Genomic DNA, 26756 nt, shown 5'->3' on the forward strand with positions numbered 1-26756 from the left:
CTGGTCAAGCGGTATTTAATATTGCCTCATAAATAGCAGTTACGGAGTTTTCCCAGCTATGGGATCTGGCAAAGGCGATCCGTTGCTCCTGCAGGGTTACATTATCTTCTGCAAGGGCCTTTGTGATCAGCGTAACATACTCATTTGCATTCCGGGCAAGATAAGTGTGAGAATCAAAGAATTCCATCGTTCTGGTGGCTGTTGCCACTACTGGTTTTCCTAAAGCCAGGTACTCGTCTATTTTTAACGGATAATTACCGACAGTCAGTACATTCACCTGCTGCGGATTGATACATATATCAAAAGCCTTGATGTAGGCTGGTAGTTCCTTTAGTTCTTTTCTGCCCAGAAAGTGTACATTCGGCAGCTGGTGCAAGATAGATTTCTGGAAAGTCTCATCTTCCGGACCTACCAGTACTATGGACCAATCCTTCTTCTCCTGCGCGATATGTTCAATAATACCCGGATCCAGCCTGTGTGCATTCAGGGCACCCACATAGCCAATAATGGGGCCTTTAATGTCATTCAGATCCTCAGGAATGGCATAACCCTGTGTGACGTCAAAGAGACTGAGGTCACAGCCCTGTCCTACGTAATAACTGTTTGGATTATATTTTTTTAGAATATCAGTCAGGTAATTGGAGTTGGCTACCGCTATATCCGCCTTTGCGATATGTAATGGTTCGATCTTTTCGCCGTGTTTTTTCCAGTAATCCACACCCAGCAGGTAGTCCCTGCTATAGTAGATGTAAGTAGCTGGTTTCAGCAACTCTTTCATATAAAAACCACGGAAAATATCGTTATCATTGAAGAGGATAACATCTTTGAACCCCAGTTCATCCATCGCTTCTTTTATACTCGCAGCAAACTTCCTGTTGTTCCGTTTGTTTAACCAGGAGAAGACGGGCGAAGCAGGCGCCGGTAACCAGTTGATTGATTCAAGGACCGCAGAAGGATAATAGCTCCAAAGATTTTCCCGTACAGGTACGATCGAAGGCTCTTTTTTCTGTATAGTCTTAAGGTGATAAGCGACGTTGGGATCATCCTTCTGTTGCAGGATGGTATTTCTGTCGAGCGGAGTGTTTACATATAACACGCGGTTATGGCGCGCAAATTGTAAAGCTATATTCTTACAATTACTTCCTATTGGGGTATACCATTGTTGTAATCCAATGATAACTATATCCCGATTCCTGATAAGTGACACTGCAGTTAAGAATTATGGTGATATAATTGCTTATCGAGGTCTACATGGGAGCATGGCTAAAAACAAACCAAATATAGCTACTTTTTTTACATTATAGAAAAGCAGCAGTAAAAGATAAAGAGAACTTTAATGTTATGACATCAAAACACATCCCCGAAACAATCGACATCAGGCAACTGACCCCCGAAGACTATCTCGATCTGAAAGAATCTATGGTATCGGCTTATGCAGACATGGAAGGCAGCTACTGGCGGGAACCTACTATCCGCAGACTGGTAGAGCTTTTCCCGGAAGGACAGATCGCTGTTACTGTAAATGATAAAGTAGTAGGTTGCGCACTTTCTATTATCGTTGATTATGGAAAATTTGGTGATGAACATACCTACGAGCAGATTACCGGATATTACACGTTCAGTACACATGACCGTAAAGGTGATGTACTATATGGGATAGAAGTTTTCGTGCACCCTGACTATCGTGGCCGCAGACTGGCCCGCAGGTTATATGATGCGCGCAAAACCCTTTGCGAACGCCTTAATTTGCGGGGTATCGTTGCGGGCGGACGTATCCCCAATTATCTGAAATATGCCGAAGAAATGTCCCCAAGAGACTATATCGAAAAGGTACGTGATAAGGAGATCTATGATCCTACATTGACCTTTCAGTTCTCGAATGATTTTCAGGTGAAAAAGATCCTCAAGAATTACCTGCCGCATGACGAGTCTTCCATGGGCTTTGCGACACTACTGCAATGGTATAATATCTATTATGAAAAGGATCATGACACTATCAGATACAATAAATCTACGGTACGTATAGGGTTAGTGCAGTGGCAGATGCGGGATTATGGTGGACTTGATGGCTTCCTGCAGCAGGTGGAATATTTTATTGACGCGGTAAGCGACTATGGCTCTGACTTCGTCGTATTCCCCGAATTGTTTAACGCCCCTCTGATGGCAGAATTTAATCAGATGGATGGCGCCGCCGCTATCAGGGGAGTGGCACAGTATACCGAGCAACTCAGGGACCAGTTTATCAAACACGCGGTTTCCTACAACGTAAATATCATTTCCGGCAGCATGCCGATCCTCATCGGAGATTCATTATACAATATCTGCTATCTCTGTCGCCGGGATGGTACGCACGACTACTACATCAAAATGCATCCGACGCCAAGCGAAGTATATGCATGGGGGATCAAAGGCGGAGATCAGCTGAAAGTATTTGATACAGATTGTGGTAAAATCGGTATTCAGATCTGTTACGATGTAGAGTTTCCTGAACCTTCCCGCATACTGGCAGAGCAGGGAATGCAAATATTGTTTGTACCTTTCCTGACAGATACCCAGCATGCCTTCAATCGTGTGCGGTTCTGCGCACAGGCAAGGGCCATTGAAAATGAGTGTTATGTGGCGATGGCCGGTTGCGTGGGTAATTTACCCAAGGTAAATAATATGGACCTGCAATATGCGCAAAGCGCTGTGCTGACGCCTTCTGACTTTGCCTTTCCGGTGACCGGCGTCAAAGCCGATGCTACTGCCAATACAGAAATGGTGGTTATCGCAGACGTAGATCTGGTACTGCTGAAAGAGCTGAGTGCCTTTGGCAGTGTGCAGACAAAGAAGGACATGAGAAGGGATCTTTATGAAGTAAAATGGAAGAAACGTTAAACAGTATAAAAATTATGGCACACAAGATCAATTTAGCCTTGCAGATCCTTCCTTCTGTTCCCAGCGATCAGGTATATGCGGTAGTGGATGAAGCGATAGCAGTGATTCAGGCTTCTGGCCTCAAATACAGGGTTTGTCCTTTTGAAACAGTGATAGAGGGAACTTACGATGAGTGTATGGAAGTAGTGAGAAAAGCACAGGAAGTTTGCTTCAAAGCAGGCGCTTCCCAGTTGCTGGTTTATGTAAAGATGCAGATCAAAAAGGATGCTGATGTCAGCATAGAAGATAAAACAGGTAAATACGACTGAGTTTTTATCTGAACTGGAAATAGGTTTCCAGTGACAATAGTCCGATGATCATTCCGGCAGCAAAACGTATGCATTGCCCATAACTGATACGGATATAGGGAGCGAGTAAAAGGATGAATAAAGGAGCTGCCTGTGCCACATAACGCGAACTGAAAAGATGTGTTACCTTAAAACTGGTAGCCAGCATCAGCAGCGTGGCAAACAGAATAAACAGGAAAAAGGGTTCCGTACGCCGCTCCATTCCCTGCCAGAAAGCACAATACAGAAAATATAGTGCAATGGTAGCCAGCAATGGCGATATCAGATAAGGATAAATGTGCATGACGGCTGCCGGGAAGATCTTCTTCAGGGCCTCATTTAACGGCGCATACTCATAATGCAGCCAGTAGTAATTAGCCGGCAATAGTATGGCGTAAAGTATAATCAGTACCAGTAATATCTGCCGGTTATAGATAAACCAGCCGGGCGCAATAATAACAGCGATCAAAGCCCCATAAGAGAATGCCAGTATCCCATGCCATAGCACTAATCCGCCCGTACTGATGATGGCCTGTTTCGGTGGCATCAATCCTCCCCAGATAATAAATACCGGTACGCAACAGGCAAGTGCCAGTCCCATATAGACAGACACGATGACCCATTTCCGCCATTCTCCGGCTGTCTGCAATAAAAGTAACAGCGCCGCCGGTACGATCACCACAAAGGGAGAACGTCCCAGTATGGCGAGTCCCAGACTTAATCCAGCCAATATACTTAACGACAACCCCTGCCACCAGCGTTTGGTCGTACGTTCCATCGCATGTTGCAGCAGCCAGATGGAAATAGTAGCAAATAACATGGGTGGGATTTCTGTCAGCGCCATACCCGCTACCTGCCAGACCATGGGAACCGCCATGATGTGAAAGGCCGGTAGCCACACATTTCGTTTCAACCTGCGTTGCATCTTACGGATAATAGCCGCCAGCAGGAGAATGATCAGCAATAACATGCCTGTATTAACCATTCGTATACCGGGCGTTTGCAGGTGCGTGAGCGGTTTTAAAGCGGAATGAACAAACTGATAAAGAGGGCCCGGCGCCTGATTGTCGATATGTAAGAGGAAAGTCCTGCTGAAGCCGTATTGTTCAAAAAGATAAACATTAGGAATGAAAAGGGGTTCATCAAAAAGGGGAGGCTGTTTATGCAACAGTGTGATGACAAACAACAGGATATATCCGGCAATACCGGTAAAAATCAATGTACGTTCCTGTGATCTGGGGTGTCGCATGGTAAACAGATAAAGAAAAAGACCGTTCACAGTGACTGGCGTTGCGGTTGCCGGTATCTGCGAACGGTCTGTATCTTATGATCTTCCGAATACCAGGTAGGCTATCACCAGCGTAAATACGATGTTAAAGGCCTGAGCAATGATAAAGGCCATTGCCGGACGACCATTCTCCATCTTAAAGATATCGGTGAATTTCGTCTCCAGTCCTATACAGGTAAACGCAATAGCGAACCAATATGTTTGCAGATCTTTTAAAGGCCCTTTCGCAGCAACCACTGATGTTGCCGGCAGCAGGAAGGAAAACAGGAGGGAAGCGCATATAAATCCGAGCACAAATTTTGGGAAACGCTCCCATATCGTACGCAGCGTAGGCTTTTCATAACCAGCTTCCTTACGGGTGTACGACCAGTACAGGGAAATAAAGAATGCGGCCAGTCCGAGTAATACGTTCTGTGAGAATTTCACCAGCGTCGCATATTTCAGCGCCTCTTCTCCCAGCATAGTTCCCGCGGCCACTACGGCGCCGGAAGTATCAATTGTACCTCCCAGCCAGGCACCAGCAACGGCTGGCGGCATATGTGCCCATGTGGCAATATATGGCATGAACAACATCATAGGGATCGCTACGATCAGTACCAATGAGATGACATGAGAAAGCTTTTTATTATCTCCTTCGATCGCACCCGCGGTGGCGATAGCGGCTGATACACCGCAGATAGATACCGCACTGGATATCATCATCCGGAATTCATCATCGAGTTTGAGTTTCCGGCATACCCAGAAACTGAAATACCAGACAGTAAATACAACTGCCACGGACTGCAGGATACCTAGTCCGCCGGCTTTAATAATATCGTCAAACAGGACGTTGGCACCCAGCAGAACCAACCCGATTTTGATATATAACTCCGTCTGAATAGCAGGTTTCAGTATAGCAGGCACTCCCACCAGATTGCTGATGAGCAGTCCGAGGATAAGGCTGAACAACACCACCTCAATCCCGAAATCCTTCAATGTTTTATAGCTGGCAATAAACTGTGCCAGCAATGTTACAAAGATGATGAACAGGAGAGAGATAAAGAGTTTTGCTACCTCTACCTTGCCTGTGAATGATTTGGCCAGCAGTATACTGCCCAATACCCACAGGAATAAAATACCGGTCTGTTTCCAGATCTCAACACCCGCAAATTGCGCGGTGATAAATGAAGCGTCGTTCCATACCGCAATTTTTGGAAGGACAGGTTTAAGGCCGAACAGCACCAGGCCAATAGTCAGAAATGCAATAATTACAGCAATCCAATCTTCGTGAAGCGTTTTCTTAGGCATGACAAAAAAGTTAAGTTTTTCCCCTTGGTGGAAGCGGATTTATTGGTGGTGCCGGCCAAGATAGTAAAAAGAATTTAAGCAAGTGGAAAGAATATATAAGCGAGAATAATTGCTGCCACAATACCTACCACGTCGGCTATCAGTCCGCAGGTCAGCGCATATTTCGTCTTTTTGATATTGACAGAGCCAAAGTACACCGCCAGCACATAGAACGTCGTTTCCGTAGAACCCTGAATAATACTGGCCAGTCGTCCTACAAATGAATCCGGACCATGCGTTTTCAGGATATCTACCATCAATGCGCGGGCTGCACCACCACTCAATGGTTTCATGAGGCCTACCGGTAATGCGTCTACAAAAGCGGTATTGACACCAAGACCGGCAAATAATGCCTTCAGCCCGTCCAGTACATAATCCATACAACCTGTATTCCTGAACGCGCTGATAGCAACCAGCATCGTCACCAGATAGGGGATAATAGTAATGGATACCTGAAAACCTTCCTTCGCACCTTCTATAAACACATCATATACATTGATCTTTTTCACCGCTGCCAGACCCAGAAAAGCAACCACGATGGCAAATATTACAAATCCGCCTACAAAGGCCGTATAAGCAGCAATTTTGTCCGGAGGCAATACCTGCATCGCATAATAAAGTCCTGCCAGCAAGATGCCGAACACAGCAAAGGTGAGTACTATAGGTGCTTTCAGCAGATTGATACGTTGGTACAGGGCCACTGCCAGCATCCCGGAAATAAAGGAGATCAGGGTACCAATCAGTGTCGGGATAAAAATATCCGCCGCATTCGAACTGCCCGCCGCAATACGTAAAGCGATCACAGAGGTCGGAATCAGGGTGATACCGGCTGTGTTCAGCACCAGAAACATGATCTGGGCATTCGTCGCCACTTCCGGCTCCGGGTTCAGCTCCTGTAACTGCTTCATGGCTTTTAAACCGACAGGGGTGGCCGCATTGTCCAGTCCCAGTGCATTGGCGCTAAAATTCATAAGAATAGAGCCCATCGCCGGATGCTTTTTCGGAATACCCGGAAATAGTTTCGAAAAGAAAGGATCCACCCAGCGGGCCAGAATACCGATCATTCCACCTTGTTCTCCCACTTTCATGATCCCCAGCCAGAAGGTCATAATACCTGCCAGCCCAAGAGATATTTCTGCCCCTGTTTTAGCACTCTCAAACATGCCATTCATCACAGTTGAGAATACGGCAGTATCCTGCAGGAATATGAGGCGGCAAACGGCCACAACAAAAGAGATCAGGAAGAAGCCAAGCCAAACATAGTTTAATGCCATATATGTGAAATGATTGAACATCAAATCTAATGGCAAAAATTTAATATTAAAAGGAGAAATCTGTGTTATATCATCAGGCTCACTCCGGGAGAGTGTGGGTTGATAGCTAAAAAAGCATTATCTTCGCGCAAATTTTTTCTAAAATGGCGTTACAAGTAGGAATTGTTGGATTACCGAATGTGGGAAAATCGACATTATTTAATGCGGTAAGCAACAGCGCAAAAGCGCAGGCGAGCAATTATCGCTTTTGCACAATTGAACCTAACGTAGGACTTGTAGACGTACCGGACGAGCGTCTGGCAAAGCTGGAAGAACTGGTGAAACCGGAACGCGTGGTTCCTACTACTATTGAATTCGTAGATATCGCAGGCCTTGTAAAAGGTGCGAGCAAAGGTGAAGGTCTTGGTAACAAGTTCCTCGCTAATATCCGTGAGGTGGATGCAATCGTGCACGTGATCCGCTGTTTTGAAGATGAAAACATTCTGAGAGAAGAAGGTGCGATCAATCCTGTAGGCGATAAAGAAATCATCGATACCGAATTACAGCTGAAAGACCTCGAAAGCGTTGAAAAGAAAATCGCGCGTACCGAGAAAATGGCTAAAACCGGTGGTGATCCAAAAGCTAAAATAGAATTCGAAATCCTGAAAAGATGCCAGGCGCATCTGGAACAAGGTAAAAATATCCGTGAACTGGGTCTGAGCAAAGAAGAACGTGTTGCAGTCGCTGACCTGTTCCTGCTGACAGAAAAACCAGTACTGTATGTGGCAAACGTGGACGAAGCATCCATGCTGACCGGCAACAAATACTCTGTACAGCTGCAGGAATCTGTAAAAGCAGAAAACGCAACTGTAGTGGTGATGAACAACAGCATTGAAGCCCAGATCTCCGAAATGGAAGATGCAGCTGATAAAGAACTGTTCCTCTCCGAATATAACCTGACGGAACCAGGCCTGAACCGCCTGATCCGTTCTGCTTACAGCCTCCTGAACCTGATCACTTACTTCACCGCTGGTGTACAGGAAGTGAGAGCATGGACTATCCACACCGGATGGAAAGCGCCACAGGCTGCAAGTGTGATCCACACTGATTTCGAAAAAGGTTTTATCAAAGCTGAGGTGATCGCTTATGCGGACTATGTAAAATATGGTTCAGAAGCTGCCTGCCGCGATAACGGCCGTTTACGTATAGAAGGTAAAGAATACATTGTAAACGATGGTGACGTAATGCACTTCCGTTTCAACGTTTAAAAGATACTTCAGGGTTTTCCCACTGAAGGGTACAACAAATCTAAGACGTCCCGGGCCTCCCCGGGACGTCGCCTATTTTAAGACATTACAGCCATCGCTTTTTTCCACTCTTCCTCCAGCAATTTCTTCAACATTCCCATTCTGCTTTGCAAAGCATATAGTAATGTAAGTGGATAAAACTGGTCATGCGTAAAATGAAAGTGCATATAATAGAACCAGAATCCCAATCCTAACCACGGAATAGCTGCCAGTTCCTCCTCATTCAGGTGTCGCTCCGAACGGTAGGCGTTCAGAAAGGTAGCGAAAGCCGCTTCCATCTGTTCATCCGTCAATCTGTTCATCAGCTTATCCAGCAATAACTGCTGGCGGAAAGTCATGATATCATAAATCAACCACCCACGTCCAAAGAAGTCAAAGTCAAATAGCGTGATCTTATCGTTGTTGTCGAAATGGAAGTTCTTAGGCAAAAAATCAAAATGACAATAACCTGTACTGATCTGGTCAGTATGGATGCCATCCAGTGCGAGCTTTACTCTTTCCACAGCTGCCAGCATCCACTCATAAGTAACAGGATCTTCCCTGAAATAAGGCTTTGCTGCCGCCAGTGGCTGAAATAAGGTCGTATCCAGATCAAAAGTCCAGCGGGGATCTTCCAGTCTGATAGCCGCTGACACATTGTGAAAACGGGCCATTTCAAGGCCTAAATTGCGTAGCTGGTTATCCGAGAGCATACCATGCGAACGACCTTCCGCATAAGAGAATAATACTGCATGCCGGATACCTTCTGCCGCAGGCAAGGCCTGAATCTGATGGCCATGCTTGTCTGCTATTGCATAGGAAACAGAAATAGCTGCGTCTTTTAAGGCATTCAGCAGCGTCACTTCTGACTGGATATGCCCTAGTGTCCGGTGAGAGGACCGGTAAATGCGCAGGATAAAACGGTCCTTATCTGTCGTAATCAGATAAGTGTCGCCAACACCGCGGACAATGAACTGACATTGTACATTTTGCAGTGCGTAATGCTCGCTGACATAAGTGGCAAGGGCGTCTGGGCTAAGGGTCGAATAAGTAGTGGGGAATATGGGTTGCATGTCGCAAATATAAGACTTCCCCTTACTTATGACCATTACCGCCCTGTTATTCCCCGACTGATACCTGTTAGACTATTATGTTTGTACATTTAAATACATGTTCGTACATTTACTTTGTAAATAGAACAAACCACGATATGCATGTACGTTCAGCTTACCTGATCATTACCTTATCTACTCTGGCCTTCTGTATGCCGGCATCTGCACAGAAAACCGATAAAAAGGCGCTTTCGGCCGGCATCCTGAAAGACGCCCGTCTCGATACCATTCAACGACGGGCATTAGCGCTCCTGACAAGCTTTAATGCCGGTACTTCCTATGGAGAAGTCTGGATCCGCGACTTCAATACCTTTATTAAAGGGTCATTGAAAGTCCGCACAAAAGAAGAAGTCAGATCCATGTTATTGTTATTCCTGAAGATGCAGGGAGAAGACGGTAATATCGTAGATGGTGTCATTGATAGCAAAAAGGCGGGTGTAGGTTATCAGTACCGGTATTCTCCACTGGCGCCGGAATGGGCGGCACATAAAAATACAGTCGAAACTGATCAGGAATCTTCGCTTATACAGGCTATCAGAAAATACATCGACGTAACCGGCGATCGTAGTATACTGGAAGAAGAGATAGGAGGAAAGAGCGTATTGAGCAGACTCGAAGCTGCTTTGGAATATATCCTTAAAGACAGATGGGCGGAAAAATATGGACTTGTGAAAGGCGCTACGACAGTAGATTGGGGCGATGTACAACCAGAGACAGGCTGGGGCGTTGCGATCAATGATAAAACAAAATGGGCAGTAGATATTTATGACAATGCCATGTACGTCATCGCTATTCAGGATTTCCTTGCGATAAAACCTGCTACATATAAAACATCGAGGAATTGGGTAACAACTGCAGCTGCCATTAAAACAAATGTAAGAAAGCATCTGTGGATGAGTGATGCGCAGAAATACATTCCGCACCTTTATCTGGATGGAAGTCCCTTCCCGGCTTCATTCAATGAAAAGGAAATCCTCTATACCGGTGGTTCTGCCTGTGCGATTATGGCTGGCTTCAACACACCAAAAGAGATCATCGTCATCAACAGACAGATGGTCGCCGCAGCGGCAAAAGAAAAACATGCTACCATCGGTATAACAGTATATCCGCCTTATCCTGCTGACTTATATCCCAACATGCATCCTTATGTATATCAGAATGGAGGTGACTGGACCTGGTTTGGTGGCAGGATGATACAGACCTTGGCAGAGCATGGTCTGGTGAAAGAAGCAGTAGCAGAACTGAACCCGATTATAGAAAGAGTGCTGACAAATAAAGGCTTCTATGAATGGTATGATGTGCGTACAGGTGAGCCGAAAGGATCGGGTGATTTCAGAGGAGAAGCTGGTGTATTATTCGATGTAATTGTAACCCTGCGCGATTGGGCAGAAAAGAATCAATAATCATCGTTCTGTAGCTATACTTTATTACATGAAAAAGGGGACTACTTGTGGCAGTCCCCTTTTTTTATTTTCTGATTGACCGTATTATCTCAGCAGATCGTCAAACAGGATCGCCACATAGTAGATGCCACCTGCTTTCGGGTTACCGAAGGAAGTCTGGAAGTAGTGATTGGTCACGTTAGAACCACCCACTTTGATCGTTCCTTTGATCTTCGGAATTCTGTAGTTCACCTGTGCATCAATGGTACCATATGCTGATACATCACCTCTTACGAAGCTGGAGCTCCAGGTAAAGGCATCCTGCCAGCGGTACATCACGTTGAAGCCTAAGTTTTTGTAGATGTTCTTATTGGCAATACCTATATTGAAACGATATTTCGGCGTATTGAAATTGTTATCCAGATCGCCTTCATCGTTGGTCAGGTCGTTATAGGAGAAGTTACCGGATAAGGTCCAGCTGTTGATCAGATAATCCAGTCCGATCGCAGCACCCTGTGCTTTTACCGTCTCAGGATTGTTCACGTAGGTCGCAAAGATCCTTGCGCTGTTTAGTGCCGGATCCTGTGCCAGTGGCTGTGTAGGTTGTATCAGTGCTACATAGGAAAGGAAGTTTTTGTAAGCGCTGTAATAGTAATAGGCATCGATCAATAAACGGTTTTTAATAAGACCCTTATAACCAATTTCGTAGGCGCTTACACTCTCTGGTCTGAATTTATTGAAAGTATATTGCTGTAACTGGGTTGGATCGCCGGTAGCAGCATAACGTTGTACACTTGCCTGCGTATAACCTTTATTGTTATACAGGTCATACTTGGTCAGCAGTTCAGGCAAACCACCTATCAGACGTGTATTGGCACGGATTGGCAGATCAATGTACTGATCCTGATTGGTAGGATTGCGGTAAGCAGTCTGGAAGGACAACCGGATATTGTGACGTGGTGCTACTGTAAATACGCCTGATAAACGTGGCGTAAAGCGGCCGTCAAAATTCTCATTCTTGTCATAACGGATAGATCCCGTCAGCTTGATCCTGTCGTTGACCAGTTTCTTACCAACCTGCAGATAAGCACCATATTCGTCTATCTTGATACGGCCGTCTGCATCGTCAAAGATGGTACCATCAGAATTCAGGGAGTAACGGCGCAAAGATGCACCTGCCTGTACTTCTAATACCTTGATATGATCACTGAAGTCATAGAATCCTTCATAGTGATAGAGGTTTGTCTTATCATTGAATTTCGCGCCGTTTCTGCCTGCACCGAAACCAATATAATTGCCGGTGATTGTTTCTTTGGCCTGATTAAAGGCAGCGGAACCGGGTTGTAGACGGTTTCTGTCAGCATAAGACCTTGCGATAGAATGTGCTTCTTCATTGGTTTTTGCACCCGGCGCACCCGGGAAGATACCGGCTCTTGCCTGATTATAAACCGTTGCATATTCAGCAAACCATCCACCGTTGATATTACCATTGGCATCTCTTGTAACACTTGGATTATAGGCTTCATTGAGGATGGTACCCAGTGCGGTAGCGTTATAAGCTTCTCCTGAACGCTCCTGTGTGGTATAACCACGCACGAAGAAGCGTTTGCCACGTACTTCCAGTTTATACTGACCAAGGTTGAATTTACGCAGGGAGTAACGGTCAGAACCGGTATAAACGGTCGTACCGGTTCCCCAGTTCCCCTGAAGGATCACCTCTGTATTGTCCGTGATTTTGTAGTGGAAGGCAGCACCTGTTTTTAAACTGTGTGTACCATAATCTACGAGGTCTCTTTCCTTGTAACCTGTACGGGAAACAGCCTGTCCGTTGAGCAATCCGCCGGTAGCACCAAAGGTATTCGTAATTTCATCACCATAGATGTTGACACCGTCGTAATTAGGATCCTGTGCGTGGGAGAAACCCGGTTTTGTAGTGAGGTTCAGTCTGCTGAAATTGGTAGAGTCGATTGCCTGCCAGTCGTCAGCCTGCATATAGCCAAAATTCAGTTTGAAGGCAAACTTTCCGAAAGCCTTTGCATAACGGGCAGTAACATCAGGAATGAATCCTATGTAGTTCTGCTGCTTTTTACCCACGTGGTTGATACCACCCTGCAGTTTCAGGCTTAGCCCCTGATATTCAAAAGGACTTTTGCTGGTCATCAGCAGGGTACCGTTCATACCACCGGCGCCATAGAGGGCAGAGGATGCTCCGGGCAGTAATTCTACGCTGGCTACGTCCAGTTCGGAAATACCAACGATGTTACCTACGGAGAAGTTCAGACCGGGGGCCTGATTGTCCATACCATCCATCAGCTGGTTAAAGCGGGTGTTACCATTGGTATTAAAACCTCTGGTAGTAATGGTACGGAAAGTAAGACTCTGTACGCTGGACTCTACGCCTTTCAGGGATGGCAATGCGTCATAGAAACTCGGGGTAGGGGACTCGCGTATAGCCGTGGCATTCAGCTTCTCAATAGATACCGGTGACTCCAGTATACTTTGGGAAACGCGGCTGGCCGCTACTACGATTTCTTCTCCCAGGATCTCTGTTGAACTGAGTTGTACCGTGATATTACCGGCACTGTTGACCACCACTGAATTATTCGTATAACCAACGGAGGAGAAAATGAGCGTCAGCGGAAAGGACTTGCTGGTATTGTACCGGAAATTGCCGCTTCCGTCAGTAATTGTACCGGCCAGAGAGCCTTTTACACTAACCGTGACGCCTGGTAAGGGATTACCTGTTGTTTTGTCTGTTACCGTGCCTGTAATGGTCTGCTGTTGTTGTCCATAGACGACAGAAGATAGGTTCATCAGCAACAAAAGGGCGCACAAACAGGCGAGTTGTAAATAGTTCTTCATACAGTGGCGATTTAGGATGATCTTGGGATTACGGTTCTGTTTTGTTGTTTTAATGAATGTAAGGAAAATAGTTGAATAGTCGGCACAGCCGGTTTTATAGTTAACAACCGGAAAGGGATTAAGTTCTAAATAAAAAAGGGGCCCATTATGAGCCCCTTTCGTTCCTGATAAATATAAATTTACTAATCCAGTTTCTGCCCCATTTTCCTGTAACCCAGGTAGAAGAACAGAGGGAATACCAGCAGCGTGAGTATTGTGGCAGTGATCAAGCCGCCAATTACTACGATGGCCAGTGGTTTGGAAGTCTCAGAACCAATTCCCCTGGACAGTGCTGCTGGTAAAAGTCCGATTGCAGCCATCAATGCTGTCATTACCACCGGACGTACTCTCGTACGTACCCCGTCTCTGATAGCTATTTCCAGTGTATGTTTATTAAATTCATGTCGTTTGACCGACTGCATATTATTCTTAAATACTGATATCAGGATCACCCCATTCTGTATACAGATGCCGAACAATGCGATAAAACCGATACCTGCTGATATACTGAAGTTTGTACCCGATATGAGCAGGGCGGCAATACCCCCGATAATGGCAAACGGTACGTTGATTAATACCAGACCGGCGTCTTTCACATTACCAAACATCACAAACAGGATCAGGAAGATGATCATCAGACTGATAGGCACTACCTCCGTCAGACGTTTGGTAGCACGCTGCTGATTTTCAAAGTCACCCGCCCACTGCATTTCATAGCCTTTATCCAGCTTTACCTTTTTATCTACCTTATCTTGTGCTTCTCCTATTACGCTACCCATATCACGCCCACGGATAGAAAACTTAACGGCGGTATAGCGTCTGTTATCGTCGCGGAAAATAATACTCGGACCAGTCAGTGTACGGATAGTGGCGATATTCTTGATCGGCACACGTGCACCTCGCAGGGTAGGGACCATCAGATTACTGATTGCTTCTGCTGTGTTGCGGTATTTCTCTTCATAGCGCAGCCGTAACTGGAATTTACGCTCTCCTTCATAAATCTGCGTGATGGCTTTACCCCCGATCGCCATTTCTATGATCGCATTCGCGTCCGCAGTAGTAACGCCATAAAGGGCCATTTTATTTTCATCAAGGTCAATTCTCATTTCCGGCTGACCGATATTTTTGATCACACCAAGGTCAGTTACCCCCGGAATGTCCTTCATGATGTCATACACCTCGTTTGCGCGGGCTTCTGTGTAAGTCAGACTATCACCATAGATTTTTACACAAAGCGATCCTTTTACCCCGGATACGGCTTCTTCTACGTTATCCATGATCGGCTGTGAGAAGTTCAGGTTTACACCCGGATAGACCGCCAGTTGCTGTTGCATTTTGTCAATCAGTTCCTCTTTCGTCAGCCCACTTTTCCATTCATTCTTCGGATAAATATCTACATGGAACTCAATGTTATAGAATCCGGTAGCATCTGTTCCGTCATTCGGCCGGCCCGTCTGCGACATCACCTGTTTCACTTCCGGGAAAGCAAGGATGATACGGCGCATTTTATTGGCCAGTGTTTTTGATTCGTCCAGTGATACACTCAGCGGACAGGTCGCACGGATATAAATAGCCCCTTCATCCAGCTCCGGCAGGAACTCAGAGCCGAGAAATCTGAAACTGAACAGCCCAACCACCACCAACACCGTTGACAGCAGTAAAGTCATACGTTTGTGATGATAGGTACGGGAGAACATTTTCATAACACCACCGGTGATGGCTTCCACGAATACGTTGTGTTTCTCGCGTACATTCTTTTTCAGCAACAAACTACTTAACAACGGTATCAGTGTCAGGGTCAGCAACAGTGCACCCAGTAACGCAAAACCCAATGTCCATGCCAGCGGGGAGAACATCTTGCCTTCCACTTTCTCAAAGGAGAAGATGGGCAGCAAACCGGCAATGATGATCAGTTTGGAGAAGAAGATCGCTTTACCGAGTTCTCCACCTGTCTGTTTGATCAGACCCAGTTTGGATAGTTTATTGAACCTCTCCATACCCATCTGTTGCTGCTTATGGTCGAGCAATACAAAGATCCCTTCGACCATCACGACGGCTCCGTCAATGATGATACCGAAGTCTATCGCCCCCATCGACAGCAGATTGGCTGACATGCCTTTCAGCGTCAGACAGATGAATGCAAATAAAAGTGCCAGTGGTATTACGATGGCCACAATCACTGTGGTACGCCAGTCTGCCATAAAGATGAAAACGATCACCGTTACAAAGATGATACCTTCCAGCATGTTATGCAGTACGGTATGTGTGGCGAATTCAATCAGATTGTTACGGTTGTAGAAGGTGTTGATTTTCACATCCGCGGGCAATACCTTTTCATTCAGATAATTAATACGGTCTTCCACACGTTTGATCACCTCGCTGGGGTTTTCGCCCTTACGCATCACAATGATACCTTCTACGACGTCATTCTGCTTGTCACGGCCTACCTGTCCGAGTCTCGGCAGAGCAGATACATCTACCTGCGCGATATCTTTTACCAGAATAGGAGTGTTATTGATATTGTCTACAATGATGTTACCGATTTCTTCTGCGTTATTCAGCAGACCGATACCACGTACAACATATGCCTGTGAATTATCGACGATGACATCTCCACCCACATTGATATTACTTTTTGAAATCGCACTATAGACATCGAGTGGCGTGATATCATAAGAAGCCAGTTTCTGTGGATTTACCGTGATCTCATAAGTCTTTACCTCACCACCAAAACTTACTACATCACCAACACCCGGAACATTCAGCAGGCGGCGTTCTATCACCCAATCCTGCAATGTTTTCAGTTCTTTTACCGTTTTGGTTTTGCTTTCCAGTGTATAACGGAATATTTCTCCCGTCGGACCGGTAGGAGGCTGTACATCTGGTTCTGCACCCTCCGGTAATTCGATGTCGCGTAAGAGGTTGTTTACCTGTTGACGTGCAAACGGATCATCTACATTATCATCAAAGATCACTTTCACTACGGATAGTCCGAACACCGTGGTTGAACGTACGGAAGTCTTCTTCTGCACGGGGTTCATGGCTATCTCAATAGGAGCCGTTACAAATTTTTCCACCTCTTCGGCGCTTCTGCCGGGCCATTGGGTGATAATAGTGATCTGTGTATTTGTTACATCCGGGAATGCTTCAATAGGAATATTTCTAAATGCGATCACACCCCATATAATGAGCAGGAGTGTGGCAAAACCTATGAAGAGCCGATTCTTCAAGGAAAAGGCAATGACTGATTTTATTATCTTCTGCATGAGATTCTGCCTGATTATTTTAAGTTAAGAGCATCGTAGATAAAGACCTGCGCGGAGGTAACCACCTGATCACCTTCTTCCAGACCGGAGATAAATGCACGGTCTTCAATTCTGCGCAACAGGCTGATTTGCTTTATCTCCAGCTTATTTGCTTTCTTCACTACTACATACTGTTTGCTGTTATCCATCACCATTGCCTTTGCAGGAATGCTGAGTACTGCGCCGGTAGGTTTGGCGCTCACTTTCACAGTGGCAAACATTTCAGGTTTCAACTCACCGTTAGCATTCGGCATGCTGACACGTACCTGCATGGTACGGTTTGCCGGATCCAGTACATTGTATACTTTATCTATTTTACCGAGGTATTCTTTCTCCGGATTTGCCAGTGTTTTTACTCTCACTTCGTCGCCTAAACGTATATTGGCGATATCAGATTCATATACATTTGCAATGATCCATACGGTAGACAGATCAGCTACGGTAAAGAGACTGTTGTTGTTGTCCTGACGTACTTCAGAATTGCCGGTGATGTTCTTCTCGATCACATAACCGCTGATCGGCGCTTTCAATGTATAAGCGGCGCTGCTGCCACCACTGATGTTGGCTACCTGACGGGCCCTGTTCAGTTCTGACTGCGCTTTTTTGTATTCTATCTGTGCAGAAAGATAATCCTGTTGTGTAGCGAGATTGCCTTCAAAAAGGGATTTCTGTGTTTCCACATTCTTTTTTGCCATCTCCAGACTGGATTCTGCAATAGACACATCATTGGTGATGCCGGCCACTTCGGCACTCTGTAAAACGGCCAGTACCTGACCTTGTTTAACATAGTCGCCCAGTTCGACCTGCACACTTTTTATTTTACCGCTTACGAGCGCAAACACCTTTGACTGTTTGCTTTCATCCGGCTGGATCTTACCATTCAGCTTGATAGATTCGGAAGGCTCTTCCATTTTGGCAGTAGCTGTTTCTACATTTTTAATCAGACTATCAGATACAGCCGGCTCGTCCTTTTTATTCTCCGTTTCATGGGAGCCGCAGGCAGAGAGCATGCTTACAAAGGCAAGTGGCAGAAGATATATAGCGAAAGATTTCATGACTGGTTTCAATTATTATTTGTTATTGAACATGGTTTTGCCCACTGCGAAGTTGAGCGTTTCTATTGCCTGCATCCGGGCATTCTGCAGCTGGTTGAGCTGGAGCATATTCTCCTTATAGGAATCATAGAAGTCTGTCAGTTCAAGCAGACTGATATTCTTTTTCAGAAAATTATCTGTGATCGCCTGTAACAATTGCTCAAACTGGCTACGGAAAGCAGGATCGACTGTTTCCAGCATTTTATCAGTATTAATGGCTTTCGCATATGCCGTCTGCACTTCATTTTCTACAGCCTGTGTCTGTTGTTGTACCAGTAGTTTTGTCTGGTCCATACTGTATCTGGCCGCTTTGATATTACCCTGATTGCGGTTGAAGAAAGGAAGGTCGATACCGACATTCAGAAAGGTTGCATTGTCCACGAAACTACCGCGTTTGTCAAAGTTGGCGCCCAGTGTCAGATCGGGTACTGCCATTGCTTTTTGCAGGTTATAGTTCTGCTGGTTATAACGAAGGTTGTTTTGTGCGAGTTGCAGGTCCTGTCTGTTGGCATAAGCGCTGTCTACGAGGCTCTGCAGACTGGTTTGTCTGATTTCCGGAATGCCTGCAATCGCATCATCCGGCATATCTAATACAAACCATGCGTGGTTGTTTTGCAGCAGCAGCTGTATTTCCGACTGAAGATCGTTCAGCTGGTTCTGCATGTTGGTACGGTCTGCACGCAGACTATATAACAGAGAGCGTAGTCGTACGGCATCTTTCAGAGTAACGAGTCCTTTCTGCTGCAGGTCTTTATAAGTAGCGTCCATTTTTGCCAGAGAAGAGATCTGCTCTTCGTAGGCTTTCATGGAGTTTTGCAGATAGTAGGCCTGATAGAAGTTACTGCGCAGTGTGAAGCGCAAGGTGCGCAGCAGATCGAAAAAGGCATTTTCGGCCATACTGGCATTGGTACGGGCCAGCTGCACCTGTTTATTTCTTTTACCGGCGAGTGATATCAGCTGCTGTATGCCCACTTCATATTGGCCATATTGATTGCTGACGTCGAAGAATTTTTTTCTATCCGGATTGTAAAGGTTACCGCTGAGGGTAAGATTAGGATTGTTATAAAGCTTTGCCTGAATAATTTCAGCCTGTGCGATGGATACATTATATTTTTCCGCCAGCAGTTGCAGATTCTTTTCAAGAAACTGTTTTTCTGCATCCTGAAGGGTAATGTGCAAGGTATCCTGGGCCTGTACGGACAGCTTAGCTGTCAATAACAGGGCACAGCAGAGAAGCATCCGGCAGAACATGGCTATGCGCGCGTCCTTACTAGACATTTGATTCGTTTAAATAATATTTTACAAAAAGAGGGTACGTGAAAAGATCAACAATACAGGCACAAAAAGGTTCTGTCAGTCAACCGTTTATAGTTGTCTAACGTGCTCGCATAATGAGAGATCTGTAGAATGGTATGACAATCAGGCCTCCGGGGGCGGGGTGAGGATATCGTAGGCGATAGAGCTGATCTTCTGCACTTCTGAAGGGGGGTAAGCAACTGCAAGATCTGCCGTGGTAGGCTCATCTCTCGTCAATACTATTTCCTGCGTATTGGAGACGTAACAGGTTACGCCCGAGCTGCCGGTGAAATAGTGTGCAAGGTCATCGTCTTCGTCCTGCGTAGTGATTTCTGTATTCCCGAGAATGATCTGATCGATCAGGCCGAGGAAGGTGTTAATATCATTGATCTGACGGCCGCATGCATCATATACGTCCTTCTCGTCCGTTACCGGAACGAACATCGTCGTGTTGACGTGAATGAAGAGTAATATGTATGCAAAAAACCTTGTCATAGTATTAACAATACAAATATAGATTGACGTATGTATAATAGTTATTGTCTTAAGGAACTTTAAGCCCATTTTAATGGGATTTTAACGATTCCGAAGGCCATACAATATATGTGTTATAAATGCATGGAATATGCACTGGCCGGGCTTTTTAGGGGTGTTTGTGCCGTTTTTTCCTGTACCGGATAAGGCCCGTCAGGAATCGTCCGGTATGCTGTACTATCATGTTACTATGATCTTATCACGCCGTTTGCGGTCCGTTTATAAACGTACTGTCAGCGGCTTAATAAGACGATAAAGAAGGTTTAATGGGAGCGCATATGAGGTAATGCAAGCCAGATAAAAGACGCTGGTCTTTTATCTCCTGAAAAAGTTCAACTTAGACATAGCAAACTGATCTATGATATATCCGGCCCTTTTTCGTGCGGCTAATTGTTACCACTCCAGCTGATCATCAGTTTATTGATCTTTTCAAATTCAATCAGGAAACCATCATGGCCATACGTAGAGTCTATCTCATGATAGGTGGCCTGTGGGATGTGTTGTGAGAGGAATAACTGTTCTTCCGGTGGACATAATATATCGCTGGTAATACCAATGATGAGGGCAGGCTGGGAGATGAGTGCCAGCGCACCGGCAAGATCGGTATTGCGGCCACGGGAGATATTGTGACTGTCCATCGCTTTACTGAGCAGCCAGTAGGACTGCGCATTGAAACGCTTTACCAGTTTATCACCCTGATATTCGATATAGGAAGAAGCCCGGAAATGGTCGGTTTTTTCATTATCAGGGTCAGTCTGGGCTCTGACAAAGGTCTGGTAGTTGCGATAAGTGAGCATACCGATGGCGCGGGCTGCTTTAAGCCCCTGTGCACCAGCAGCATAGGAATTTTCCTGCCAGGTCTGGTCTGCCTGTATGGCGAGACGCTGGGCGGTATGGATAGCGATGCTCCAGGCACTCTCGGAAGCCCCGGTGCAAAGCAGACAGAGACGTTGGATAACGGCTGGCTCCAGTAAAGCCCATTCGAGGGTCTGATAACCACCCATAGAGCCACCCACCAGCAGCCTTATCTGCCGGATGCCGAGGTGTTCACGCAGTTTTACATGTGCGCTGACCATATCCCGGATGGTGATCTGGGGGAAGGAGTGGAAGTAAGGCTGGTTGCTGACAGGATTGTTGGACAGCGGACCGGAAGTACCATAACAGGAGCCAAGGATATTGGCACACACGATAAAATCGCGCTCCGGATCAATGGCATGCCCTGCTGCAATCAGGCCTTTCCACCAGTCCATCACGTCAGAATTGGCCGTCAGGGCGTGACAGATCCAAACTACGTTATCTCCCGTACTGTTGAGGGTACCATAAGTATGATAAGCAATGTGGAGCTCCGGCAATACTGCACCGGATTCCAAGGTAAACGCCTGGTTGCTATAGAAGTTCTTTGCTGTCAATGCCCCTGAAAAATTTGGGGGCAAAGCTAAGTTAAAAAATGCTTAATGCATAATGACTTTGGTACAAAGGGGCATTTGGGATTTGCCTGCGTACTAGTTATCTTTGGAGATATAATTTAGATACAATGAAGATATCACTCAAGAGATTAGATGATGCGTTCAATATGGAAGCGGTGGATGAAGGCGGACACACAGTGCAGATGGATTCTTCCGTGGAAAATGGAGGCAAAAATAATGGCGTAAGACCTATGCAGATGCTCCTGATGGGCCTCGGAGGTTGTTCCGCTATTGACGTTGCCATGATCCTGAAGAAGCAACGCCAGGAACTTACTGATTTCCGTATCGAGATTGACGGGGAAAGAGAAAAGGGCAAAGAGCCTTCTATCTGGGAAAAGGTGCACATAATATTTCATCTCAGCGGAGACATCGATCCTGACAAAGCTGCCCGTGCAGTAGAACTGTCTATGACCAAATATTGTTCTGTAGCAGAAACCCTGCGCAGGGCAGGTGGAGACCTCACCTGGGAAACAAGGGTGAACGGTTAATATCATTTTACATACCATTATATTAGTATATACCGATGGAGAAAGACCAATACCGGCCGGAGACCAATGCAGTAAGGATTCAGACAGAAAAGACATGGCAGATGGAGCACTCCACGCCATTATTCCTTACTTCCAGCTTTACCTATGACAGCGCGGAAGAGATGCGTGCTACCTTCGCAGATGAAACGGATAACAATATCTATACACGTTTCAGCAACCCGAACGTAGATGAATTCGTGCAGAAAGTATGTGCCCTTGAAGGTGCAGAAGCCGGATTTGCTACTGCCTCTGGTATGAGTGCGGTATTTGCCAGCTTTATGGCTCTGATGAACGCAGGAGATCATCTGGTGTCAGCCAGCTCAATCTTTGGTTCTACACATACCATTATCACGAAGTTCCTCCCTAAATGGGGTATTGAATACAGCTATTTTGATATCAACAAACCGGAGACCGTAGAAGCGCTGATCAAGCCTAATACAAAGATGATCTTCGTGGAAACACCATCCAATCCGGGACTGGAGATCGTTGATATGAGCGTGCTGGCAGCTATCGCCAACAAGCATAACGTTATCCTCAACGTTGATAACTGCTTCGCAACGCCGGTACTGCAACGTCCGATCGAACAGGGCGCTCATATCGTGACCCACTCCGCCACCAAATGGATGGACGGACAGGGCCGCGTACTGGGAGGTATTGTAGTAGGTCGTAAAGATCTTATCAAGGAAGTACATACCTTCTGCCGCAGCACCGGACCTGCTATGTCCCCATTCAATGCATGGGTACTCAGCAAAAGTCTGGAAACCCTGCATATCCGTATGGCGCGTCATTCCGAAAGCGCACTGTCACTGGCAAAAGCGCTGGAAAATAATCCGCATATCAGCTGGGTGAAATACCCGATGCTGGAAAGCCATCCGCAGCACGCAATCGCTAAAAAACAGATGAGCGCAGGTGGTGGTATCGTGTGCTTTGAACTGAAAGGCGGACTGCAAAGCGGTACCCGCTTCCTCGATGCACTGAAGATGCTGACGCTGACCGCCAATCTGGGTGACAGCAGAAGTATCGCTTCTCATCCGGCCAGTACCACACACGCGAAGCTGACCGATGCTGAACGTGCACAGGTGGGTATTACACCGGGCATGATCCGTATTTCTGTCGGACTGGAAAACGCACAGGATATCCTCGAAGATATTCTGCAGGCACTCGAACAAAGTAAATAGTAATAGCAACCGGGAGCCCTGATAAGCTCCCGGTTTTTTTCGGAAAATATACCGCTGACCGTTAGATGCCATCTGCCCCTGCTGTGGCATTATATGCAGGCCCATACGGCTATTCATAGCCGGCATATATCTGCTTTATTACAGAAAGATTGCGTAGATATACGGAGCTCACTTTAGCGCATATTTCGTATCTTACATATATGAAATCCGTTCCTCGCTTTATATTGATCATTGCACTCAGTTATCTGGGTGGCTACTTTTTCACCTGGTGGACAGTAGCAGTAGCTGCATTTCTGGTAGCTGTACTGATACCTTTGCCGCCATTAAGATCATTCCTGAACGGATTTATCGCCGTCTTCCTTTTATGGCTGGCACTGGCATTTTTTAAAGATATCCAGAATGACCATATCCTCGCCAACAGAATGAGTGAACTGATCGTGAAGGTCAGAAATCCGATACTCATCGGGGTGATCAGTGCGTTTATCGGCGGACTGACAGCTGGTTTCGGCGGACTGACAGGCAGCTATCTGCGTTATAAAAAGAAACCCGCAGCCGTTATCTCATAAACACCGGCCCGCTTGTTAAATTTCATATAAAAGCACCGCGGCATACCCGCATCTTACCCTTAAACGTTATATTTATTTGATAGAACCTGCTGCACGGATAGTGGGAAATATCATAATTGTCAAATATGCCCAAAATTTTACTAAGCCTTATTCTGCTGACCAGCTTTTATTATACCCAGGCGGGTATCATACGGGGCAAGGTAACAAATGACAAGAATGAAACTTTGCCATTTGCATCAGTATTTATCAAAGGTACCACCAATGGTACGACGACCAATGCGGCAGGCCAGTATCATCTGGATGTGCCGGCAGGTAGCTATACATTGGTGTGTCAGTATATGGGTTATAAAAAAGGAGAGCAGCAGATCACAGTGACCGGCGCAGAGCAGACCCTGGACTTTACATTGTCACCATTGAGCCTGCAGATAAAAGAAGTGATCGTAAAGTCAGGCGGAGAAGATCCTGCCTACGCAATTATCCGTCAGGCGATTAAGAAACGTGGCTATTATCTTGATCAGGTAAAAGAATATACCTGTAACGACTATATTAAAGGTGTCTTCAAAATGCGGGATATGCCCGGCAGCTTCTTTGGTAAAAAGATAGGCGCAGAAGATGTCGAAGACATGGGACTGGACTCTACCAGAAAAGGGGTATTATTCCTGTCGGAATCCGTTACAAAGGTAGCCGTGAAAAGACCGGACGATATTAAAGTGGAAGTGCTGTCCGCCCGTCAGAGTGGGGGTGGCTTCGGGTTCAGCTTTCCGGCCTTTATAGACTTTTATGAGAATAATGTAACGGCGATGGTGTCGCAATTCAGCAAAAGAGGATATATATCGCCTATTTCTGAAAACGCATTGCTGTATTATAAATATCGGCTGGAAGGTGTATTTCAGGATGATGGTAAAACGGTGAACAAGATTAAAGTGATTCCCCGGCGTAAATATGAACCCCTGTTCTCCGGCTATATCTTTATTACAGACAATGACTGGCGCATACATAGCGTAGACCTGATGGTGACACAGGAATATCAGCTGGAAATCATGGATACCCTGCATATCACGCAGATCCATGTACCTGTGAATAATGAAGTATGGCGGACGAAAGATCAGGTCATCAATCTGACGATTAAACAGTTTGGCTTTAACGTGGCAGGTAGTTTTGTGAATGTATATTCCAATTACAACCTGCAGCCGAATTTCACAAAAAAATACTTCGACCGGACTATCATGCGGTATGATACGGCTTTCGACAGTAAACAGCTGGCGTATTGGGACAGTATTCGTCCGGTGCCACTGGAACCTGAAGAAGTGACAGATTTCCGCAAAAAAGACAGTACGGCCAGAGCAAGGCGGGACAGTAGTCGTTCACAATGGCGGCTGGATACCCTGAAAGCGCATCAAAAACCAATCAAGCTGTCCCAGATCCTGTATAGCATGGGGGGCGCAGCGCACAAGTTTTACTTCCGCCGGGATACAGGGATCTATTCTCACGATTTCAGTATGAAGTCGTTATTGACCCAGCTGGAATATAATACTGTGGAAGGAATCTCCCTGAATGTGGAACCAGAACTGGATCTGGACCTTCCGCGCAACCAACAACTGCGGATTATCCCGAGGATCAGGTATGGATTCAGCAATACCCATCTGAATGCTTACACGTTTGTGTCATGGCGGAAAGAGGCAAAGCTGGGTGGCCGTTATGGCTACAATACGTGGACTGCAGGTGGAGGTAAAAGGGTGTCTCAGTTCAACAGGGACAATCCGGTTTCACCGATCGCTAATATTTTCTATACCTTATTATTTAAGGATAATTATATGAAGTTGTATGAGAACTGGTTTGGTGAACTGCGATTCCGTCGGAGATTCCAGAGCAGTGCTACTATTTCAGCCGGCATCTCCTACGAAGACAGGATCCCGGTACAGAATACGACTGACTACAGTTTCAGAAAAGATACCGGTAAACATTTCCTTCCCAACCATCCGTATGAACTGGCAGGGATTCCATTTGAAAGGAATCAGGCACTGGTATTGAATCTGGCGTTTTCTTTCCAGCCGGGGCAGCGTTTTATAGAATTACCCGACAGGAAAGTGGCCATTGGTTCCAAATATCCCATCTTCCGGGTTGCGTATAGTAAAGGTATTCCGGACATTGCCGGGAGTGATGCAAACTTTGACAAATGGAATTTTGAGATCCGGGATAATGTCAATCTGCGTCTTTTCGGGGAATTTCAGTATCGTTTTGGGGCGGGTGGATTCCTCAATAGCAAAAGTGTAGATATTCCTGACTTCCAGCATTTTAATGGAAATCAGATGTTTTATAATATCAAGTATCTCAATAGCTTCCAGCTGGCGCCTTATTATCGTTATAGTAACACGGCTTCGCTTTTCGGTACTGCGAATGTAGAACATCATTTTAACGGACTGCTGACAAACAAGATTCCGCTGTTTAACCGGTTGAAATGGAATCTGGTAGCAGGGTCAAATGCGTTCTATGTCAACCGGGACAATAATTATGTGGAAGTTTTTGCCGGACTGGAAAATATTCTGAAGGTACTGCGCGTTGATGTCATAGCCGGCTATCAGAGTAAGGATAATACCCGGATAGGCGTGCGGCTCGGCTTTGGGGGACTATTCGGCAGTTTTGTAAGACCACAACAGGATGAAACCGTGCAATAAAAAGGGAAAGCCCTTTTATTGACTTTCCCTGCTTGCCTTAAACTCTTTGTTTTCTTGCCTTGTAGCTTTCTTTGGGATCACGATCGTAGAAGTAAGCCAGAAGACGGTATATCCATAAACCGACTATCAGGTAAAAAATGTAGAGAAAAACTGTACTCATAATTAACATTTTTGGGTTAAACTCGAATTTGCTTGTCCAATACCTTAATTTCAAAAAGGATGCCAAGTCTTAAAGTTTATTTATATACGATAATAATCAAATAGTTACAAAGGTTAGGATATGTTAAACCTACCTGAACAATTTCACGATTTGACCTGTTATTATAGTGAGTAAACATATTTTGAGCCAGTTTGCCCGTATATC

19 protein-coding genes are annotated in these 26756 nt (G+C 45.7%); 8 read left to right on the plus strand and 11 right to left on the minus strand.

Annotated features, from left to right (window positions below):
• Positions 1-4: 4 nt before the first annotated feature.
• On the minus strand, positions 5-1096 hold the full coding sequence (locus FEF09_RS11780; RefSeq protein ID WP_261387427.1) for a glycosyltransferase: 1092 nt from the start codon (positions 1094-1096) through the stop codon (positions 5-7).
• Positions 1097-1341: 245 nt separating this feature from the next.
• Here FEF09_RS11780 and FEF09_RS11785 point away from each other — a divergent pair, with 245 nt between their 5' ends.
• Both FEF09_RS11785 and FEF09_RS11790 read left to right on the plus strand, forming a co-directional pair.
• Entirely contained in the window at positions 1342-2877 is a 1536-nt protein-coding gene (locus FEF09_RS11785; RefSeq protein WP_146305297.1) for a bifunctional GNAT family N-acetyltransferase/carbon-nitrogen hydrolase family protein, read from the plus strand.
• Between the two features lie 14 nt (positions 2878-2891).
• Complete coding sequence (locus FEF09_RS11790; RefSeq protein ID WP_012791353.1) at positions 2892-3185, plus strand: MTH1187 family thiamine-binding protein; 294 nt, start codon at positions 2892-2894, stop codon at positions 3183-3185.
• Between the two features lie 4 nt (positions 3186-3189).
• On the opposite strand, the gene FEF09_RS11795 is transcribed toward FEF09_RS11790, so the two are convergent.
• The 3 genes from FEF09_RS11795 to FEF09_RS11805 all read right to left on the minus strand — a co-directional run bounded on the left by FEF09_RS11795 (position 3190) and on the right by FEF09_RS11805 (position 7091).
• On the minus strand, positions 3190-4452 hold the full coding sequence (locus FEF09_RS11795) for a glycosyltransferase family 39 protein (protein WP_146305298.1): 1263 nt from the start codon (positions 4450-4452) through the stop codon (positions 3190-3192).
• Between the two features lie 75 nt (positions 4453-4527).
• Positions 4528-5778 (minus strand): YeiH family protein, encoded by a 1251-nt coding sequence (locus tag FEF09_RS11800; protein ID WP_146305299.1) that lies wholly within the window; start codon positions 5776-5778, stop codon positions 4528-4530.
• A 74-nt stretch (positions 5779-5852) separates the two neighbouring features.
• Positions 5853-7091, minus strand: coding sequence for a nucleoside recognition domain-containing protein (locus tag FEF09_RS11805; RefSeq protein ID WP_146305300.1), 1239 nt, complete (start codon positions 7089-7091; stop codon positions 5853-5855).
• Between the two features lie 143 nt (positions 7092-7234).
• Here FEF09_RS11805 and ychF point away from each other — a divergent pair, with 143 nt between their 5' ends.
• Complete coding sequence (gene ychF / locus FEF09_RS11810; protein WP_146305301.1) at positions 7235-8338, plus strand: redox-regulated ATPase YchF; 1104 nt, start codon at positions 7235-7237, stop codon at positions 8336-8338.
• Positions 8339-8415: 77 nt separating this feature from the next.
• Here ychF and FEF09_RS11815 read toward each other — a convergent pair whose 3' ends face one another.
• Entirely contained in the window at positions 8416-9429 is a 1014-nt protein-coding gene (locus tag FEF09_RS11815) for a phosphotransferase enzyme family protein (RefSeq protein ID WP_186774305.1), read from the minus strand.
• Between the two features lie 137 nt (positions 9430-9566).
• On the opposite strand from FEF09_RS11815, the gene FEF09_RS11820 reads away from it, so the two are divergent.
• Positions 9567-10871, plus strand: a complete 1305-nt coding sequence (locus FEF09_RS11820; protein WP_261387428.1) for a hypothetical protein — start codon at positions 9567-9569, stop codon at positions 10869-10871.
• A gap of 84 nt (positions 10872-10955) precedes the next feature.
• On the opposite strand, the gene FEF09_RS11825 is transcribed toward FEF09_RS11820, so the two are convergent.
• The 6 genes from FEF09_RS11825 to metX all read right to left on the minus strand — a co-directional run bounded on the left by FEF09_RS11825 (position 10956) and on the right by metX (position 21389).
• Positions 10956-13712 (minus strand): TonB-dependent receptor, encoded by a 2757-nt coding sequence (locus FEF09_RS11825; protein ID WP_146305304.1) that lies wholly within the window; start codon positions 13710-13712, stop codon positions 10956-10958.
• A gap of 182 nt (positions 13713-13894) precedes the next feature.
• Complete coding sequence (locus tag FEF09_RS11830; protein ID WP_146305305.1) at positions 13895-17017, minus strand: efflux RND transporter permease subunit; 3123 nt, start codon at positions 17015-17017, stop codon at positions 13895-13897.
• A 14-nt stretch (positions 17018-17031) separates the two neighbouring features.
• Positions 17032-18111, minus strand: coding sequence for an efflux RND transporter periplasmic adaptor subunit (locus FEF09_RS11835; protein WP_146305306.1), 1080 nt, complete (start codon positions 18109-18111; stop codon positions 17032-17034).
• A 15-nt stretch (positions 18112-18126) separates the two neighbouring features.
• Positions 18127-19428: a TolC family protein gene (locus tag FEF09_RS11840; protein ID WP_146305307.1), complete on the minus strand. Its 1302-nt coding sequence runs from the start codon at positions 19426-19428 to the stop codon at positions 18127-18129.
• Between the two features lie 141 nt (positions 19429-19569).
• Complete coding sequence (locus FEF09_RS11845; protein ID WP_146305308.1) at positions 19570-19941, minus strand: hypothetical protein; 372 nt, start codon at positions 19939-19941, stop codon at positions 19570-19572.
• Between the two features lie 425 nt (positions 19942-20366).
• Positions 20367-21389: a homoserine O-acetyltransferase gene (metX, locus tag FEF09_RS11850; protein WP_261387429.1), complete on the minus strand. Its 1023-nt coding sequence runs from the start codon at positions 21387-21389 to the stop codon at positions 20367-20369.
• A gap of 125 nt (positions 21390-21514) precedes the next feature.
• Here metX and FEF09_RS11855 point away from each other — a divergent pair, with 125 nt between their 5' ends.
• The 4 genes from FEF09_RS11855 (at position 21515) to FEF09_RS11870 (ending at position 26392) form a co-directional block, all read left to right on the plus strand.
• Positions 21515-21934, plus strand: a complete 420-nt coding sequence (locus FEF09_RS11855; RefSeq protein ID WP_089806958.1) for an OsmC family protein — start codon at positions 21515-21517, stop codon at positions 21932-21934.
• A gap of 35 nt (positions 21935-21969) precedes the next feature.
• Positions 21970-23151, plus strand: coding sequence for a trans-sulfuration enzyme family protein (locus FEF09_RS11860; RefSeq protein ID WP_146305310.1), 1182 nt, complete (start codon positions 21970-21972; stop codon positions 23149-23151).
• 200 nt (positions 23152-23351) lie between these two features.
• Positions 23352-23717, plus strand: a complete 366-nt coding sequence (locus tag FEF09_RS11865; protein WP_146305311.1) for a hypothetical protein — start codon at positions 23352-23354, stop codon at positions 23715-23717.
• Between the two features lie 125 nt (positions 23718-23842).
• Complete coding sequence (locus FEF09_RS11870) at positions 23843-26392, plus strand: DUF5686 family protein (RefSeq protein WP_146305312.1); 2550 nt, start codon at positions 23843-23845, stop codon at positions 26390-26392.
• The last annotated feature ends 364 nt before the right edge of the window (positions 26393-26756 follow it).

It is taken from the genome of Chitinophaga pinensis (genome assembly GCF_007896845.1).
GTDB classification, from domain to species: Bacteria; Bacteroidota; Bacteroidia; order Chitinophagales; family Chitinophagaceae; genus Chitinophaga; species Chitinophaga pinensis_C.

Bases quoted from the DNA above. Each gene is read 5' to 3' on its own strand.
- ychF (WP_146305301.1), top strand. From the start codon at position 7,235: ATGGCGTTACAAGTAGGAATTGTTGGATTACCGAATGTGGGAAAATCG.
- FEF09_RS11835 (WP_146305306.1), bottom strand. From the start codon at position 18,111: ATGAAATCTTTCGCTATATATCTTCTGCCACTTGCCTTTGTAAGCATG.
- FEF09_RS11845 (WP_146305308.1), bottom strand. From the start codon at position 19,941: ATGACAAGGTTTTTTGCATACATATTACTCTTCATTCACGTCAACACG.
- FEF09_RS11825 (WP_146305304.1), bottom strand. From the start codon at position 13,712: ATGAAGAACTATTTACAACTCGCCTGTTTGTGCGCCCTTTTGTTGCTG.
- FEF09_RS11830 (WP_146305305.1), bottom strand. From the start codon at position 17,017: ATGCAGAAGATAATAAAATCAGTCATTGCCTTTTCCTTGAAGAATCGG.
- FEF09_RS11820 (WP_261387428.1), top strand. From the start codon at position 9,567: ATGCATGTACGTTCAGCTTACCTGATCATTACCTTATCTACTCTGGCC.
- FEF09_RS11860 (WP_146305310.1), top strand. From the start codon at position 21,970: ATGGAGAAAGACCAATACCGGCCGGAGACCAATGCAGTAAGGATTCAG.
- FEF09_RS11805 (WP_146305300.1), bottom strand. From the start codon at position 7,091: ATGGCATTAAACTATGTTTGGCTTGGCTTCTTCCTGATCTCTTTTGTT.
- FEF09_RS11815 (WP_186774305.1), bottom strand. From the start codon at position 9,429: ATGCAACCCATATTCCCCACTACTTATTCGACCCTTAGCCCAGACGCC.
- FEF09_RS11870 (WP_146305312.1), top strand. From the start codon at position 23,843: ATGCCCAAAATTTTACTAAGCCTTATTCTGCTGACCAGCTTTTATTAT.
- FEF09_RS11785 (WP_146305297.1), top strand. From the start codon at position 1,342: ATGACATCAAAACACATCCCCGAAACAATCGACATCAGGCAACTGACC.
- FEF09_RS11795 (WP_146305298.1), bottom strand. From the start codon at position 4,452: ATGCGACACCCCAGATCACAGGAACGTACATTGATTTTTACCGGTATT.
- FEF09_RS11790 (WP_012791353.1), top strand. From the start codon at position 2,892: ATGGCACACAAGATCAATTTAGCCTTGCAGATCCTTCCTTCTGTTCCC.
- FEF09_RS11800 (WP_146305299.1), bottom strand. From the start codon at position 5,778: ATGCCTAAGAAAACGCTTCACGAAGATTGGATTGCTGTAATTATTGCA.
- FEF09_RS11840 (WP_146305307.1), bottom strand. From the start codon at position 19,428: ATGTCTAGTAAGGACGCGCGCATAGCCATGTTCTGCCGGATGCTTCTC.
- FEF09_RS11855 (WP_089806958.1), top strand. From the start codon at position 21,515: ATGAAGATATCACTCAAGAGATTAGATGATGCGTTCAATATGGAAGCG.
- FEF09_RS11865 (WP_146305311.1), top strand. From the start codon at position 23,352: ATGAAATCCGTTCCTCGCTTTATATTGATCATTGCACTCAGTTATCTG.